This window comes from Anaerostipes stercorihominis (assembly GCF_057535655.1).
Window position 1 is genome coordinate 1 of the sequence record NZ_BAAJCL010000012.1, and the last position, 16,936, is coordinate 16,936.

The 16,936-nt window shown below is 40.4% G+C and carries 15 protein-coding genes; 14 read left to right on the top strand and 1 reads right to left on the bottom strand.

What is annotated here, in order from left to right:
• Positions 1-31 precede the first annotated feature (31 nt).
• From AC27EF_RS10470 to AC27EF_RS10505, 8 genes are all read left to right on the top strand, one after another.
• Entirely contained in the window at positions 32-166 is a 135-nt protein-coding gene (locus AC27EF_RS10470; RefSeq protein ID WP_487110777.1) for an IS3 family transposase, read from the top strand.
• A gap of 197 nt (positions 167-363) precedes the next feature.
• On the top strand, positions 364-1,551 hold the full coding sequence (locus tag AC27EF_RS10475) for a phosphopentomutase (RefSeq protein ID WP_487110704.1): 1,188 nt from the start codon (positions 364-366) through the stop codon (positions 1,549-1,551).
• 257 nt (positions 1,552-1,808) lie between these two features.
• Positions 1,809-2,978, top strand: coding sequence for a pyridoxal phosphate-dependent aminotransferase (locus AC27EF_RS10480; RefSeq protein WP_487110705.1), 1,170 nt, complete (start codon positions 1,809-1,811; stop codon positions 2,976-2,978).
• 29 nt (positions 2,979-3,007) lie between these two features.
• The gene (locus AC27EF_RS10485; protein WP_487110706.1) at positions 3,008-3,850 is read left to right on the top strand and encodes a MetQ/NlpA family ABC transporter substrate-binding protein; all 843 of its coding nucleotides are present in this window, start codon (positions 3,008-3,010) and stop codon (positions 3,848-3,850) included.
• Between the two features lie 22 nt (positions 3,851-3,872).
• Complete coding sequence (locus AC27EF_RS10490; RefSeq protein ID WP_487110707.1) at positions 3,873-4,892, top strand: methionine ABC transporter ATP-binding protein; 1,020 nt, start codon at positions 3,873-3,875, stop codon at positions 4,890-4,892.
• The gene (locus AC27EF_RS10495) at positions 4,885-5,547 is read left to right on the top strand and encodes a methionine ABC transporter permease (RefSeq protein WP_487110708.1); all 663 of its coding nucleotides are present in this window, start codon (positions 4,885-4,887) and stop codon (positions 5,545-5,547) included. The genes AC27EF_RS10490 and AC27EF_RS10495 overlap by 8 nt, the downstream gene beginning before the upstream one ends.
• A gap of 13 nt (positions 5,548-5,560) precedes the next feature.
• Positions 5,561-6,928, top strand: coding sequence for an FAD-binding oxidoreductase (locus AC27EF_RS10500; protein ID WP_487110709.1), 1,368 nt, complete (start codon positions 5,561-5,563; stop codon positions 6,926-6,928).
• A gap of 65 nt (positions 6,929-6,993) precedes the next feature.
• Positions 6,994-7,524, top strand: coding sequence for a ubiquinone biosynthesis protein (locus tag AC27EF_RS10505; protein ID WP_487110710.1), 531 nt, complete (start codon positions 6,994-6,996; stop codon positions 7,522-7,524).
• Between the two features lie 34 nt (positions 7,525-7,558).
• On the opposite strand, the gene AC27EF_RS10510 is transcribed toward AC27EF_RS10505, so the two are convergent.
• Positions 7,559-7,990, bottom strand: coding sequence for a hypothetical protein (locus AC27EF_RS10510; protein ID WP_487110711.1), 432 nt, complete (start codon positions 7,988-7,990; stop codon positions 7,559-7,561).
• Between the two features lie 121 nt (positions 7,991-8,111).
• Here AC27EF_RS10510 and AC27EF_RS10515 point away from each other — a divergent pair, with 121 nt between their 5' ends.
• The 6 genes from AC27EF_RS10515 to AC27EF_RS10540 all read left to right on the top strand — a co-directional run bounded on the left by AC27EF_RS10515 (position 8,112) and on the right by AC27EF_RS10540 (position 16,923).
• The gene (locus AC27EF_RS10515) at positions 8,112-11,450 is read left to right on the top strand and encodes a PD-(D/E)XK nuclease family protein (protein ID WP_487110712.1); all 3,339 of its coding nucleotides are present in this window, start codon (positions 8,112-8,114) and stop codon (positions 11,448-11,450) included.
• On the top strand, positions 11,416-14,982 hold the full coding sequence (gene addA, locus AC27EF_RS10520) for a helicase-exonuclease AddAB subunit AddA (protein WP_487110713.1): 3,567 nt from the start codon (positions 11,416-11,418) through the stop codon (positions 14,980-14,982). Before AC27EF_RS10515 ends, addA begins: the two co-directional genes overlap by 35 nt.
• A 113-nt stretch (positions 14,983-15,095) precedes the next feature.
• Positions 15,096-15,263, top strand: a complete 168-nt coding sequence (locus AC27EF_RS10525) for a hypothetical protein (protein ID WP_487110714.1) — start codon at positions 15,096-15,098, stop codon at positions 15,261-15,263.
• A 65-nt stretch (positions 15,264-15,328) separates the two neighbouring features.
• Positions 15,329-15,529 carry an alpha/beta-type small acid-soluble spore protein gene (locus AC27EF_RS10530; protein WP_487110715.1) on the top strand — a complete coding sequence of 67 codons (201 nt, stop codon included), beginning with the start codon at positions 15,329-15,331 and terminating at the stop codon, positions 15,527-15,529.
• 193 nt (positions 15,530-15,722) lie between these two features.
• Positions 15,723-16,355: a sulfur carrier protein ThiS adenylyltransferase ThiF gene (gene thiF / locus AC27EF_RS10535; RefSeq protein WP_487110716.1), complete on the top strand. Its 633-nt coding sequence runs from the start codon at positions 15,723-15,725 to the stop codon at positions 16,353-16,355.
• Positions 16,348-16,923, top strand: coding sequence for a thiamine phosphate synthase (locus tag AC27EF_RS10540; RefSeq protein ID WP_487110717.1), 576 nt, complete (start codon positions 16,348-16,350; stop codon positions 16,921-16,923). The genes thiF and AC27EF_RS10540 overlap by 8 nt, the downstream gene beginning before the upstream one ends.
• Positions 16,924-16,936 lie beyond the last annotated feature (13 nt).

Genomic DNA, 16,936 nt, shown 5'->3' on the forward strand with positions numbered 1-16,936 from the left:
TAAAATCTTCAACTACACGCATGCATATAAATTGATTTTTGAATACATCGAAACATTTTACAATACCATACGCATTCACAGTCATTGTGGATATTTGTCTCCAACTGAATACGAGGAACAATATCTCGAAAAGCTTGAAAAGAATGCAGTAAAAATTGCAAGTTAAACTTTGCTAAAAATAGAGAAAATTGGTTACATTTCATTTGTGTTTTTTCTTGACATAGGACCACGCAAAGTTCAGGAAAGGAAACGACCTACCGATTGCTCCATCATTATACAGCTTAAGCAATAAGAAGGATAATTCCTTACTGGTTGTAAGGGATATTAACCATAAATATATTGTAGTAGAAAGGAAGGAAAGGAATGCAGTTTCAAAGAGTTTTTTTAATTGTTTTAGATTCTTTAGGAGTTGGAAGTATGCCGGATGCAGAAAAGTTTGGAGATCATGATGTGGATACTTTGGGGCATTTATCGGCAGCTGTGGATACTCTGAACATTCCCAATATGCAAAAACTCGGATTTGCAAATCTACATAAGATAGCTCATGTGAAACCGGTGAAACATCCTTTGGGTTATTTTGCAAAGATGAGAGAGATCAGCAACGGAAAAGATACCATGACCGGACATTGGGAAATGATGGGGTTAAATGTGAAAGCCCCTTTTCAGACTTTTACCGAAAACGGATTTCCAAAATCGCTCATAGATGAATTGGAAAAGAGAACGGGACATAAAGTGATTGGAAATAAATCCGCAAGCGGAACGGAGATTTTAAAGGAACTTGGAGAGCGGCAGATGAAGACGGGAGAATTGATTGTGTATACCTCTGCGGATTCTGTACTGCAAATGTGCGGGCATGAGCAAACATTCGGATTGCAGGAGTTATACCGGTGTTGTGAAATTGCACGCGAACTCACTTTAAAAGATGAATATAAAGTAGGAAGAGTCATTGCCCGACCGTATATAGGGAATTCCAAAGACAATTTTAGCCGCACAAGCAATCGTCATGACTATGCATTAAAACCATTTGGGCGAACGGTGTTAAATGAATTAGAGGATGAGAATTATGATGTTATTAGTGTTGGAAAAATTAATGATATTTTTGATTCTGAGGGAATTACCCAGGCGTATCGGTCTCAAAGTTCTGTTCATGGGATGGAACAGACGATAGAACAGGCGAAGAAGGATTTTTGCGGATTATGTTTTACGAATTTAGTAGATTTTGATGCTCTTTGGGGGCATCGCAGGAATCCCGAAGGTTATGCAAAGGAATTGGAAAAATTTGATATGGGACTCGGAGAGCTTTTGAAAAGTTTAAGGCAGAATGATCTTCTGATTCTTTCTGCGGATCATGGAAATGATCCGACTGCTCCGGGGACCGATCATACTCGTGAGAAAGTACCGTTTGTCAGCTATTCTCCTTCGCTGAAAGCGGATGGATTTCGGCTTCCGGAAGCCGAAACATTTGCGGCGGTTGGAGCAACCGTTGCAGATAATTTTCATGTAAAAATGCCGGAAATAGGAAATTCTTATTTAAAATATTTTAATTTATAGTTATATGACCGTATCATAGAAATGGATGTGGACAAGATGGACAGAAGTTTTCTGTCCATTTTGTCTTTTAGAGGAAATTTTTTAGGATTTTTATACCCGATGTTTTGAAGTATAAATTGTTTATCTGTGGGTCCCTATTAAAAAAAACTATAGCAAATCCAAAGTTTTTCATATTATACAAATTTCTATTCTTTTGCTATACTTTAGAGCATCCAGAAGAGAACAAAACGTACAAGGATGTGAGAGGAGGAAATTGGATGCAGAAATTAAGCAGTTCACTGAATGGATTTGGAGAGTCTGTCATCCGGATGATGACAAGGCTTTCTGCAGACAACACAATCAATCTGGCACAGGGATTTCCCGATTTTGATCCGCCGGAAGAATTATTGGAGGCGTTAAAAAATACAGCGGATCATGGACCGCATCAATATGAAATTACGTGGGGATCAAAATTGTTTCGGGAGCTTCTTTCAAGGAAGCAGTCAAAACTCATGGGCTTTGAAATTGATCCTGAAGAGGAAATCGTGGTTACCTGCGGCTCCACAGAGGCGATGATGACAGCAATGAAAGCGATTTGCGAACCCGGAGATAAGGTGGTTATTTTTTCTCCTTTCTATGAAAATTATTCAGCAGATACAATTTTATGCGGTGCAGAGCCAATCTATGTTCCGTTGGTGCCCCCGGAGTTTTGTTTTGACAGAGAAGAACTTCGCAGAGCTTTTGAGCAAAAGCCAAAAGCATTGATTCTTTGTCATCCATCAAATCCGACGGGCAAAGTTTTTACGAGAGAGGAACTGACCTATATTGCAGAGCTGGCAGAGGAATTCGATACTTATGTAATTACAGATGAAGTCTACGAGCATATTGTGTATGAACCCAACGAATATATCTATTTTGCAAGTCTTCCGGGGATGCGAAGAAGAACTGTTTGCTGCAGTTCTTTATCCAAAACATATTCCATTACAGGATGGAGAATCGGATATGTTATTGCGCCAAAAGAAATTGCTGGAGTGTGCAAGAAAGTTCATGATTTCTTAACCGTCGGTGCGGCGGCTCCGCTTCAAAAAGCAGCGGCAGCAGGTCTTGCGTTTGACGATTTTTATTATCAAGAATTTCGAGAGATGTATACAAGAAAGAGAGATTTATTTCTGCGGGGGCTTCGAGAGGCTGGATTGGAATTTTATGAACCGCAGGGCGCTTATTATGTTTTGGTGGATATTTCAAAATTTGGATATTCCAGTGATTTGCAGTTCTGCAAATGGCTGATTCAAGAGATTGGTGTGGCTGCGGTGCCCGGCTCCAGCTTTTTCCAAGAAAATGTACAAAATTATATTCGGCTGCACTTTGCTAAAAAGGATGAAACTTTAAAAGAAGCCTTGCGGAGACTAAAGAAGCTGAAGGATTTTAAAGAGACGGGCGGAAAGTAAAAAAGTAATAGAAAAAGAGGAGAAAGACGATGAAAAGATTGAAAAAATTAGTGGGAATTGTTATGATTGGGATATTGACCGTCAGTGTATTATTATCCGGCTGCGGTAAAAAGGAGAAGAAAAAAGAAATTACTATCGGCGTGTGCGCAGGACCTTATGGAGAAATGGTCAAACAAGCAATTTCGCCGATTCTTGAGAAAAAAGGGTATCAGGTTAAGGTGACAGAATTCAGTGATTATATTTTACCGGACAAGGCCCTTGCCAATGGGGAAATTGATGCCAATTTAATGCAGCATACAGTATATTTGGAGAAATTTTCCAAGGATAATAAGTTAGAACTTGCCAAAGTGATCAGCGTGCCCACGGCAGGTGCCGGGATTTTTTCAAATACAATTAAAGATTTAAAAGACTTAAAAGATGGAGATAAGGTAGGGATTCCAAATGACCCTTCCAACCTTGCAAGAGCACTGGGAATTTTGCGGAAAGAAAAACTAATTACAATAAAATCCGGGGTAGAGGATACGAAGGCAGCGGTAAAAGATATTGCATCGAATCCAAAAAACTTAAAGTTTGAGACCCTGGATGCAGCGCAAATTTCCAGAAATCTGGATAGTTTGGCAATCGGTGTGATTCCGGGGAATTATGCTTATGCGGCAAACCTTGACTTTGGCAATGCACTGGCGCTTGAGACCTTAGCGGAAGGTTATAAAAATGTGATTGCAGTCAAGAAGGAGAATTTGAACCGCCAACTGGGCAAAGATCTCAAAGCGGCTGTTGAATCCAAAGAATTTTATACTGCTATTACAAAGAAAGGAAGCAAATTTAAAGATTTCCAGAAACCGCAGTGGTGGGTGGAAAAATATGAGAAATAAATGACGAGAAAGGGTGGAAAACGTGATTGAGTTAAAGAATATTGATGTGGCATTCGGAGAGAAAGGCCATTTGTTTAAGGCGGTAGATGATGTAAGTCTTACCATTGAAAAGGGAGAGGTTTTTGGTATCGTCGGACCGAGCGGTGCCGGAAAGAGCACATTGGTTCGTGTCATCAATCTTTTGCAGCGTCCTACAAAAGGGCAGGTGCTGATTGAAGGACAGGACATTACCAGACTAAACCGAAAGGAATTGAGAAATGTTCGCTTGAATATCGGAATGATTTTTCAGCACTTTAATTTGATCAGCGGTTCCACAATTGCAGAAAATGTTGCATTTTCTTTGTATGCAAATCACTATCCAAAGGATAAGATTCAGCAGAGAGTCAAGGAACTTCTGGAGCTGGTGCATCTTCCGGAAAAGGCGGATGCATATCCTGCCAATTTAAGTGGGGGGCAGAAGCAGAGGGTTGCCATTGCAAGAGCTCTCGCAAACAACCCGGAAATTCTTCTCTGTGATGAAGCAACCTCGGCATTGGATCTTGAGAATACAGAAGAAATTGTTTCATTATTAAAAGAAATTAATGAAAAAACAAATATTACCATTGTGTTTATTACCCATGAAATGGAAGTTGCAAAAAAATTATTTGACCGTATTGCATTTATGGAACAAGGGAAACTAAAAGAGGTAACGGATATTTATAGCGCTTTCACAGAACCGAAATCCGATATTGCAAAAAGTTTAGTAGACAGAGTTCTCAATGTGAATGTGCCGGAAGCATTAATGGTGAAGGAGGATGAGGAATTACTTCGTCTGAGTTATACAGGGGACGATTCCTATGATCCGGTCATCAGCATGGCATCGAAAAATTATAATATTACCATGGATATTATCAATGGAAAAGTAGATGATATTCATAACAAACCTTTTGGAATGTTGGTTGTGATTCTTAGAGGAGAGGCAGAGGAACGTGCCAGAGCTTTAGATTATATTGAGAAAAATGTTTATAAGCTGGAGAAATTGGGAGGAAATGAACATGAGTGAGACGTTTGAAATCATAGAATCAGAATTTGCGCAGGCATCCTTTGAGACCTTTCAAATGGTGTTGATTGCCATGGTTGCCGCCGCAGTGCTTGGAACAGTGCTTGGATTAATTTTACATTTAACATCCAATCCGCTGTTTTATAAAAACCGGGTGATCAATGGAATTGCGGGAACAATTATTAATATTATCCGCTCTATGCCGTTTATCATTCTGATCATTGTATTGATTCCGGTGACCAGGATTGTTGTGGGAACTTCCATTGGCGCTCTTGCTGCATCCGTTTCCCTGTCCATCGCATCCATTGCATTTTTTGCCAGATTGGTTGAGGGTGCATTTAGTGAAGTGGATAAGGGAGTCATTGAAGCGGCGGTTGCTTCCGGGGCAAGTACCTGGCTTATTATCCGAAAAGTATTGTTTGTGGAGGCAACTCCGGGATTAATTCGCGCTTTGACTGTTACCTTTGTAAGCATTATCGGATACTCTGCAATGGCAGGTGCAGTCGGAGGCGGAGGAATCGGAAATCTTGCAATTATGTACGGATATAATCGTTACCAGACGGGAGTTTTACTTTTTACGGTCGTAGTGCTAATTGTTATCGTGCAGCTGGGACAATGGATTGGAGATAAAATTGCAATGGCATTTACCAGAAAATAAAGGAAGAATGACCATGGAAGAATTATTAAACTTAATAGAAGATCCCGAACGTGTGATTTTAGATCAGATAGAGGAAGTATATTTGACAGATAGTTTAGGGCGAATGAAAGGATCGGCAGGAGCGCTGGTTTTTGCGAAAACAACAGAGGAAGTAAGCAGGGTTATGAAGTTTGCCTTTGAACATAATATTCCGGTGACTCCAAGAGGAGCCGGAACCAATTTGGTCGGTTCCACGGTACCGGAAGAAGGCGCCATTGTGTTAGATCTATCTAAGATGAACCGAATTCTTGAGATTGATCAGGAGACAATGACGGCAACTGTGGAGCCGGGAGTGGTTCTTAGTGATTTTCAGAGTGAGGTGGAGAAGCTGGGGCTCTTTTATCCTCCGGATCCGGGAGAAAAAAAGGCAACCATTGGCGGAAATATCAGTACCAATGCTGGTGGTATGCGAGCGGTAAAATATGGGGTTACCAGAGATTATGTCCGAAGTCTTGAAGTTGTGCTGCCCAACGGAGAGATCATGAAGGTCGGAACCAAAACAGTCAAGGATAGTTCCGGACTTGCGTTGAAGCAGCTTTTCATTGGATCAGAAGGAACACTGGGGATTATTACAAAAGCTGTTTTGAAATTAATCATAAAGCCGTCGGTATCCGTAGGAGTGTTATTGCCTTTTGAAGATTTAAAAAGCGGAATCGGTGGAGTTTTCCATGTGATTCGTGGAAATGTAGATCCTACTGCCATTGAGTTCGTGGAGAGAACGGTGATTTCTTTGGGAGAAGATTATACTGGACTGTCCTTTCCTTATCCCAATGCAGGCGCTTATCTGATTTTGACATTAGATGGGGAGGATCTGAGCGAGATCAGTCACAGAATTGACAGGCTGAGAAAGATTGCGGTAGACTGCCATGCTATGGATGTGCTTGTGTTGGAAGATCAAAAAATCGTGGATACGGTCTGGACGATCCGGGGATGCCTTGTGAAAGCAGTGGAAGCAAAATCTGAACAAATTCCGGTGGATATTGTGGTTCCGATCAATCAATCTGCAAAATTTATTGAATATGTACATATGGTGGAGCAAGAGACCGGAGTTTCTATGATAAGTTTCGGGCACGCAGGAGACGGCAATGTCCATCTTTGTGTCATTCGGGGAGACCGCAGTGCAAAAGAGTGGGACCATTTAAGCAGAATTGTTTTGAAAAAAATTTATGATAAGAGTCATGAACTTGGAGGTTTGACTTCCGGAGAACATGGCATTGGTCTGAGCAAAAAAACATATTTTTTGAGAGCGATGGAACAAACCAATCTTCAGGCAATGCAAAGTATTAAGAAAGCGCTGGATCCGAAAAATTTATTAAATCCGAAAAAAGTATTTCAAGAATAAATAATTTCTTTTCTTCTGGACAAACTAAGCTTATAAAATTGTTTAGAAGAAAAGGAGAAGTTAATATGAAAAAAACAATTTTGACAATGTGCGTTGTAATGACGTTTGTTTTTGGCACGTCTGTTGTATTTACCGGATGTCGGAACAAAAACGATGATAACAAGGCGACGACAGAGGGAACTTCAGAAAATGCCTCTGCAAGTACCGACGAAGACAGTGTGGCAGATGATGCCGCAGATGCGGTGGATGATGTAGCAGATGGTGCGGCAGATGCAGTAGATGATGTAGCGAACGGTGCGGCAGACGCAGTGGACGATGTGGCAAATGGTTTTGACAATTACGATGATGCTCATGATTATCTGTTAAATCGTCTGGGAAAAGACAATAAAAACGCAAAATATGAAGTGCGCAATGAAACAAAGGATACGAAAGAATATCGAGATGGTGCAAAAGGATATCATTTTGAGATCTATGACACATCAGATGATTCCGGTAAAAAATATGGAGATTTCTATGTAGATAAAGATACAGGAAAAATTTACCGCAAAGATACCAAAACAAAAAAAGTAACAGAATATAAGTCCAATTCAAAATAATACTATGGTTGGAGAGAAAAAGTGCAGGAAAATTTTATTCCTGCGCTTTTTTTAATGCATTTTTAATTGCCTGTTTTAATATGGTATTGGTGTACTGATTTTGATTTCCGAATTTAAGTTCGTCGACACTGTCAACCTTTGGAAGCTGTTCATTGATTTGGGTGAGAGATGGCTCGATCAGAGGATACATTGTTTTGACTGTTTTACTTAAATGTTTCAAGGAAGCAGATTGTGCTTTGCCGTCTTTGACGGTGACTTGAAGCTCCAGCTCGTTTTCACCTAATTGAAGAGGTGAAGAATAGACTCCTTCTATGTAACCGGATGTTTCTTTTGCTGCTTCTTTTTTATCAGACGGCATAAACATAAAAATCAGTAGTAATATCAACAGGATTCCAAGCAGAATAAAAATCCCGGTGTAAATAAGTTCCCTGGCTTTGAAGACGACAATTTTCGTTTTTGATGACATGGCTTCCTCCTAAAAAGATTCTATTATAATATATGTTGTTTTTGGAAGAAATAGAACCTGAAATGGGTTGTATTGCATTCAGGTGTTCCAAATGTTATATTTGAAGAAAAAGGGGGAAAGCATGGCATTACAATTTATTTTAGGACCGGCGAGATCCGGAAAAACCAGTTATATTTTTGAACGAATGATTGAGGAATCTATGAAACACGAAGACCAGGATTTTTTTCTGATTGTACCGGATCAGTCAACATTAACTGCTCAAAGTGAATTGGTAAAAAGACATCCCAGACACGGAACCTTTCAGATCGATGTGGTAGGATTTTTTCGTTTGGCTTATAGGGTATTTGAGGAATTATCCTATGTACCCAAGGATCTTTTGGAAGATGAAGGAAAGTCCATGGTGATTAGAAAAGTGATGGAGCAGAGAAAAAAACAACTGAAAGTTTTTGGCTCCAGCATGAAAAAGCAGGGATTTATTGATGAATTAAAATCTTTTTTTGCCGAAATTTATCAGTATGATATTTCCAAGGAAGCGCTGCAGCAGGTTACTGAGCAAATACAGCAGGAAGGACTGCGTGCAAAAATGCAGGATCTTTTGTTGATTATGCAGGGATTTGAAGAATATATTAAAGATCGTTATTTAATTTCGGAGCAGCTGTTGGATGTTCTTGCAGATAAGATTCAAATATCTGAAAAATTAAACCATGCAGTATTTTATTTGGATGGATTTACGGGCTTTACTCCTATTCAGAGAAAAGTCATTGAAAAATTACTGCGTATTGCAGATAAGGTATATGTATCACTGACGCTGGATATAGGGGCTTTCAAGACACCATATCGAGAATACGAACTGTTTGCTATGCCGAAAAAAGAACGACAGGAATTAATTTCTCTTGCACAAAGCGCAGGAACAGAAGTTCTTCCGGATATTGTCTGCGAGCCGGATGAAAGAGATTCCAAAGAGCTGCGTTTTTTAGAACAAAACATCGAGCGTTTTCCTTATGGACAGTATTTAGAAGAACCGGAGGATTTGAAGATTTGCTGCTGTCTAAATCCCAGAGAAGAAAGCCGTATGGCTGCAAATCGAATTGAGACATTGGTTCGGTCAGGACGTTATCGCTATCAGGACATTGTAGTTTTAACAGCAGATATGCAGGATTATCAAAGTCAACTGGAAAAAAGTTTTGAAGATCTTCACATTCCTTACTTTGTGGATGCCAATCGAAAACTGCTCAACCATCCATGCATTGAAACGATTCTGTCTGCTTTAAAGATGATTCAAATGGATTTTTCTTATGATATGGTGTTTCGCTATTTAAAATCCGGCTTTTCATGCTTGTCTTTGGAAGAGGCAGACTTTCTGGAAAATTATGTGGTGGCGCTTGGAATTCGCGGATTTGCCAGATGGAATCGTCCGTTTACTTCCAAAGCATTTACGGAAGAAGAGACAGCGCTGGCGGAAACTTTAAGACAGCGTTTTATGGAAGAAGTGAAACCTTTAAAAACGGGTCTGAAACGGAGAAACAGTACCGTTTTAAAGAAGGTTATCTGCCTGTATGAATTTTTAGAACAAATAGATGTTTATGGAAAAATGAAAGTGCAGCAGGAAGTTTTTTTGGAGAGAGGAGATCTTCTTCAGGCAAGTACTTATAGCAAGGTCTACGACCAGGTTTTAGATTTGATGGAACAGATGGCAGATATTCTGGGAGAAGAGAAGCTTTCTTACGATGATTTCTTTTCTGTTTTGGAAAGCGGTCTGGAAGAAATGGAAATGGGAGTGATTCCGCCCAGCCTGGATCAGGTGGTCATTGGCGATGTAAAGCGAACGAGAACTCAGGGAGTCAAGGTATTATTTTTTCTTGGCGTAAATGAAGGAATGGTTCCGGCAGTCAGCGAAGGAGGAGGGGTTATGAACGATCGTCAAAGGGAAATCCTAGGCGATTATGGATTGAATTTAGCGCCCGGGTTGAGGCAGTCGGCCTATATGGAACAGTTTTATTTATATTTGGCAGTTTCCAAGCCGTCGGATCAATTGTATTTATCTTACAGTCGAATGAGCGCCGCCGGAGAGCAAAGACGTCCTTCTTATTTCATTGAACGATTTCGGAAAATTTTTCCAAAGCTAAAGGTGATGGGAGAATCAGAAATGGAAAATACAGGATACACTGTGGAGGAAGCGCTGGAACAGATGATTGCATGTCTTCAATCGGATTTGCAGGGAGATAACTTCTCATGGATGCAAAGTCTTTATTTTGCGCTGAAAGACTTTAAACCAGTGGCAGATTATGTGGATGCGAAGTTTTATAAAAATGAAGCGGCGCCTCTGAGTGTGGATTTGATACACTGTCTTTATGGCGATGTATTGTCCGGAAGTGTGACAAGGATGGAGCAGTTTGCGGGATGCGCATTTGCACATTTTATGCAGTATGGACTGAAGCTTCGGGAGCGACTGGTATATGAAATTCTTCCGGCAGATATGGGACAGATTTTTCATAAAACGATGGAGTTTGTGGGGAAACGTACGGATTGGAAATTTGCGGATGATGATTCCAGAGATGCTTTTGTATGTCAGGTGGTAGAGGACGCGGTATCGGAAGTTCAGAAAGAAATCTTTTTTAGTACCAGCCGTAATGAGTATTTACTGGAGCGTATGAAACGGATTTCCAAACGAGCGGTATGGGCTATGGAGCAGCATATTTTAAGAGGAGATTTTACACCGGAAGAGTATGAGATTGCTTTTTCTGAAAGAAATCATTTGGATTCTATGACCTTTTCGCTGGAAAATGGAAAGAAGATGATGTTTTCAGGAGTAGTAGACCGCATGGATAGTATAGAGGACGAAGAAAATAAGTATATTAAAATTTTAGATTACAAATCAGGAAATGTGAAATTTGATTTTGCTAAAATTTTTCACGGTTTGCAGATGCAGCTTGTGATCTATATGAATGCAATGCTGGAGCTTTATGAGAAGAAATCTGGCAAAGCAGTTTACCCGGCAGGGATGTTTTACTTTCATCTGGACGATCCGATTGTGGAAGGAGGAGATCTGAAAGAAACAGAGGAAAATCTGCTGAAAGATATGAAAATGAGCGGTGTGGTGAATGAAGATTTCCATTTGATCCCACAAATGGAACATGCCGGATCGGAAGGATATTTGACGCTTCCGGTTCGTGCGACAAAAAGCGGTTTTGATAAGCGGTCTTCTGTGTTAAATACAAATCAGATGTTAAATCTTGGAACTATGGTACACCAGAAGATTACAGAGCTGGGAAACTCTTTAATGGATGGAAAGATTTCCATTGAACCTTACGAATATAATGGAAGAATGCCTTGTGATTACTGCAGTTTCAGAAACATCTGTGCTTATGAAAATGGTGTTGATCCGGTTAAAAAAATAAAAAAAATATCGCTGGAGGAGGGAAAACATGCCTTGGACAAAAGAACAGAAAAAAGTCATTGAGCAAAGAGATGCAGATATTTTGGTGTCTGCCGCCGCAGGCTCAGGAAAGACAGCCGTGCTGGTCGAGCGTATTATTCAAAAAGTTGTAGACGAAAAACATCCTCTGGATGTGGACCGGCTGCTGGTTGTAACGTTTACCAAAGCAGCAGCCGGAGAGATGAAGGAAAGAATTGCGGCGGCTTTGGATGAAAAAGTCAAGGAAAATCCTCAAAATCAGCACTGTGCCAAACAGTTATCTTTGGTACATAAAGCTCAGATTACGACTATTCACAGCTTTTGTATGAATCTTGTAGAGGATTATTTTTATGTTCTGGGTGTTGATCCGAATATTTCACCGGGTGAGGAGGGACGTCTGTCGGTCCTGCGCAGTGAGATTTTGGATGAAATATTAGAAGAAGCTTATGAGAAAAAGGAGCCGGATTTTATCAATTTCATTGAATCCTATTCTCCGGGGAAAAATGATCAGATCATCAGCGATTATATTTTGAAGCTTTATCAGAATGCAAGAAGTCATGTAGAACCGAAGCGTTGGCTTTTAGAAGCGGAGCAAAATCTTTCGGTATCTTCGTTGGAAGAATTTCAAAAGGCTCCGTTTGTACATGATATTTTTAAAGACGCCAAAAGGTCTTTGAAAAGTGCAGCTCGTATGATTTCCCAGGCGAAAGATTTGGCGCAGCAGGAAAATGGTCCTTATTTTTATCAGAAAACTCTGGAACAGGATGCTGAGAATTTATCAGATCTTCAAAAGACACAAAATTTTCGGGAATTTTGTGAGAAGTTTCTGGAAGTAAAAAAACCAAGATTAAGCGGCAGAAAGAAAAAAACAGATATGATTGATCCTGAGCTGCAGGAGCAATGTAAGAAGCTGCGAGAACGCGCATATGGTCTTATCAGTGAGCTTCACAGCGCTTATTTTTATGCAAAGGAAGACGAGATTTACCGAGAACTCAAACAGATGGGGGCTCCTTTGACCGCTTTGATTCGTTTGACTGAGAACTTTATGGAGCGCTACAGCGAGAAAAAGATCGAAGAAAATATAATGGATTTTGACGATATGGAACATTTTGCTCTCCAATTGTTAATTGATCACTTTGAGGAAGATGGAAGACCGGTGCCAAGCAAAATTGCAGAAGAGAAGTCAGAAGAATATGAAGAAATTTATATTGATGAATATCAGGACAGCAATTATATTCAAGATGCAATCCTTCGAAGCATATCGAGAGAAGCCAGCGGCGGACATAATATGTTTATGGTAGGAGATGTAAAACAAAGCATCTACAGCTTTCGTCTGGCGAAACCGGAGCTTTTTTTGGAAAGATATCATCGGTATCAAAAAGCAGAAGAAGAAGAATACCAGCTGATTGAGCTGCGGAATAATTTCCGAAGCAGAAAAGAGGTCCTGCATTTTGTCAATGATATTTTTTATGAGATTATGCATGAGAGTCTGGGGAACATTGAATATACAAAAAATGTGGCACTGGTGCCCACAATGGAGTTTCCGGACGGATGCGATGCTTTCACTGAGATCCTTTTGTTAGATCAGGAAGTCGTCAGTCAATCAGAGGAAGAGGCGATGATCCTGGAGGCAAGGATGATTGCAGATCGAATTGAGCATATGATCCATGGGGAAAATCCAATGATGATTACAGGAAAGGACGGGGATGGAAATCCATGTCTACGGAAAGCAAGGTACAGCGATATTGTCATCTTGCTACGTTCTATGAAAGGGAATGCAGAGATTCTCCAAAAGGAATTGATGGGTAAGGGAATTCCTGCTTTTGCGAATAGCCAGAAAGGCTATTTTGATACAGTGGAGGTACGTACCATCTTAAGTTTGCTGGCTGTGGTGGATAATGTTTATCAGGATATTGACATGGCGGCGGTACTGAGGTCTCCGATCATCGGAATGTCAGAGGAAGACCTTGGATGGCTGAGAGTAAAAGGAAATGCCTCGTCATTGTATGAGTGCTTAAAAAATACGAAAGAAACTCTGGAGCTATCAGGAAAAACGCTTTCTTTGCTGGAACAGTTCCGTGGGGCAAAGACTTATATGTCTCTTACAGAATTGCTGTGGATGATGTTAGAGCAGACTGGGTATTATTATTATGCAGGAGCAATGCCGCAGGGGAAAAAACGTCAGGGAAATTTGCAGATGCTGGTGGAACAGGCGAAGGCTTTTGAACATCATCAGGTGAAGGGATTGTTTCATTTTATACGGTTTATAGAGCAGTGCAAAGAATACGATATGGATTTTGGAGAGGCAAATATGATAGGGGAGAATGAAGATCTCGTGCATATTTCCAGCATACATAAGAGTAAGGGACTGGAGTACCCGATTGTATTTGTTTCAAAGCTCCATCAGAAATTTAATTTGCAGGACAGCAAGGGAAGTATCATTTTCCATGGAGACTACTTTATCGGTGCAGACAGGATCGATCCTGTTCACAGAAGAAAACAGACGACCATTCTAAAAAGTATGATTAGCCGTCAAATGAAAAAAGATGCGTTGGGAGAAGAGCTTCGTGTGCTTTATGTGGCGATGACCCGTGCGAAAGAAAAGTTGATCCTTACAGGAATCCGAAAGGAAGAAATTCACTGGGAAGATTCTCGCAGGGCAGAATATGCGGATTTGATTTCAGCTGGTTCTTATTTGGATTGGATTTTAAGAATTCTTCCGCGAGTGCCCAAAAATGATTTTCGGCTGAAAATTTGGACATTGGAAGATTTTGCATGGGAAAATGCCGCAAAAGAACTGCAGACAGAGATGGATCGGGAAATTTTTCTGCAGAGACTATACCATCAAATTCCAGAGGAGGAAGTGGAACGGCGAAAAGAAGTATTTTCTTACGAATATCGGAATCAGGCGGAGACGAAGGGGCAATTGAAGTATTCTGTTTCGGAAATCAAACGTATGAGCCAGATGTTTGATACGGAAGAATCTATCCATCGAAAGGATGAGAGAGAAGAAGAGAGAAGAATTCCTGAATTTGTCAAGCCAAAAAAAGAATTTTCTGCAGTTTTTAAGGGTACGGCGGTGCACAAAGTTTTAGAGCTTCTGGATTTTTCCAAAACTTATACGATGAAAAGTCTGAATGAACAGATTGCGGTCTGGTGCAGCGAAGGGAAATTGAAAAAAGAATATGAAAAGATGATTTATCGAAAAGAAATTCTTTTATTTTTACAATCTGATTTAGGGAAACGAATCCGTAAGGCAGCCATTTGCGATAAGGTATTTCAGGAACAGCAGTTTGTATTGGGAGTGCCGTTTTCCAAGCTTCACAAAGGGGGACATGAGAATTCTTATGTGGTCGTTCAGGGAATCATAGATCTTTACTTTGAAGAGGACGGAGAACTTGTTTTAGTAGACTATAAAACAGATCGGGTACCGAACGAAGGTGGAAAAGATCTTCTGAAAAAGAGATATGAAGTGCAGCTTCGTGCCTATCAGCAGGCATTGGAGCAGGTGACGGAGAAAAAAGTCAAGGAAGTCATTATCTATTCTTTGGCATTGGGGCAAAGTATCCTGATTTAGTTGCTGAAATTTTATGAATATTTAACAAAATCTCATGGTTTCTTAAGAAAGAAAACACAGGATTGTTACAACTTTCTGGTATACTAGATACTATCAGAAAGGAGGATACCTACATGGAACAAAAACAATTACCGACAGTGGAAGAACTAATGAAAAAAAGTATTACGTTTGCCTTGGCGGCAACATTGATTGCAGGTACATCCAATATTTCATCCATAAAAGATAAGATTCGTGTCAAAGAAAGCCGGCGTGGAACCATTGTCATACAGGCGAATGAATGATTCTGATTTTTTTGGATATGCTAAGAGAGAACATACTTAGCAAATCAAGAAAGGATGATACAGTTATGGCAAAGGAAAAAGAATTTATAGAGAAGTCCTTTGAAGAAATGGACGAGACAGAGCGGCTGAAATATGAGGTCGCGGTGGAACTCGGACTTGCAGATCGGATTAAGGAAGGCGGCTGGCAGTCTTTGTCTGCCAGTGAAACCGGCAAGATCGGGGGAATTATGAACCAAAAAATGAAAGATCAGAATAGAGATTCATGACAGAAAAAGAACCGGTATCCCAAAGTGGATATTGGTTCTTTTTGTGATAGGGATGAGTCGAAGTCTGGGCTTGCCCGAGACTGGCAACCCTTACAATCCCGGAATGTGTCTTTTTGCACTTTCGGTGATTCTTCTTTGCTTTTGCGAGAAACATTGTTATAATGAGTGCATAAAGTCGAAAAGAGGAATCAGGATGATAACGAGAAAAGAATTTGAACAGGCGTTGTCAGAACGTCAGACCAGAGTGGTGCGGGAACGGTTAAAAAAAGGTCGGGCAGCCATTGCGGGACTTGGAGGATTGGGATCGAATATAGCGCTGATGCTTGCAAGGACCGGAATTGAAAGGCTGTTTCTAGTGGATTTTGATTTTGTGGATATTTCAAATTTAAATCGTCAGGCGTATACCATAGATCAGATTGGCATGGCGAAGACAGAGGCTTTAAAGGGGTTGATTCATAAGATCAATCCGTGGATGGAAGTAGAAGTCTATCAGGGAAAGATTACAAAGGAAAATGTAAAAGAACTGTTTGGAGGAGAGTCAATTTTGTGTGAGGCTCTGGATGATGCTTTTGCGAAAACAGAACTCATTGAGACGGCATTGATCGAGCTACCTGATATCAAGATTATTTCCGGAAACGGTATGGCGGGAACTTATAGCTCCAATTTAATTCAAACGCGGCGAGCGATGAAACGTCTTTATGTGTGCGGAGATGAAACCCATGGAATTTCTAAGGAGGAATCGTTGACTTCTGCGAGGGTTTCCATCTGTGCTGGACATGAGGCAAATATGGCAATTCGATTAATGTTGGGAGAGGAAGATGTCTAATATGGAAGGAAAACATTTGATTGCGGTTACAAATCGTCATTTATGCAAGCAGCCGTTTCTGGATGTGATAAAAAATCTGACGAGGCGGGATTTAAAGACCATTGTTTTGAGGGAAAAAGATCTGACGGAGGAAGAATATCTTAAGCTTGCCGGACAATGCAAAGAAATATGTGAGGAAACAGGAGCGTCCCTGACCCTTCATAATTTTGTAAATGCAGCCAGAACTTTAAAAATTGATCGAATACATCTCCCATTTCCTATGTTTTTAAAGGAAGCGGGGAATCTGGATGACTTTACCTCGGTCAGTACATCCATTCATAAACCGGAGGAGGCAAAAAAAGCACAGGATTTAGGAGCGGATTTTGTTTTTGCAGGTCATGTTTTTGTCACAGACTGCAAAAAGGGGCTGAAACCCAGAGGGCTTGATTTTTTAAGGCAAACTGTAGAATGTGCAGAGATACCGGTCTATGGAATTGGAGGAATTCATAGAGAAAACATGGATCAGATTATGGAAACCGGAGCGGCAGGAGCGTGTATGATGTCTGAGTTTATGAAGTTGTCTGTTTAAGGTGGACTTATTT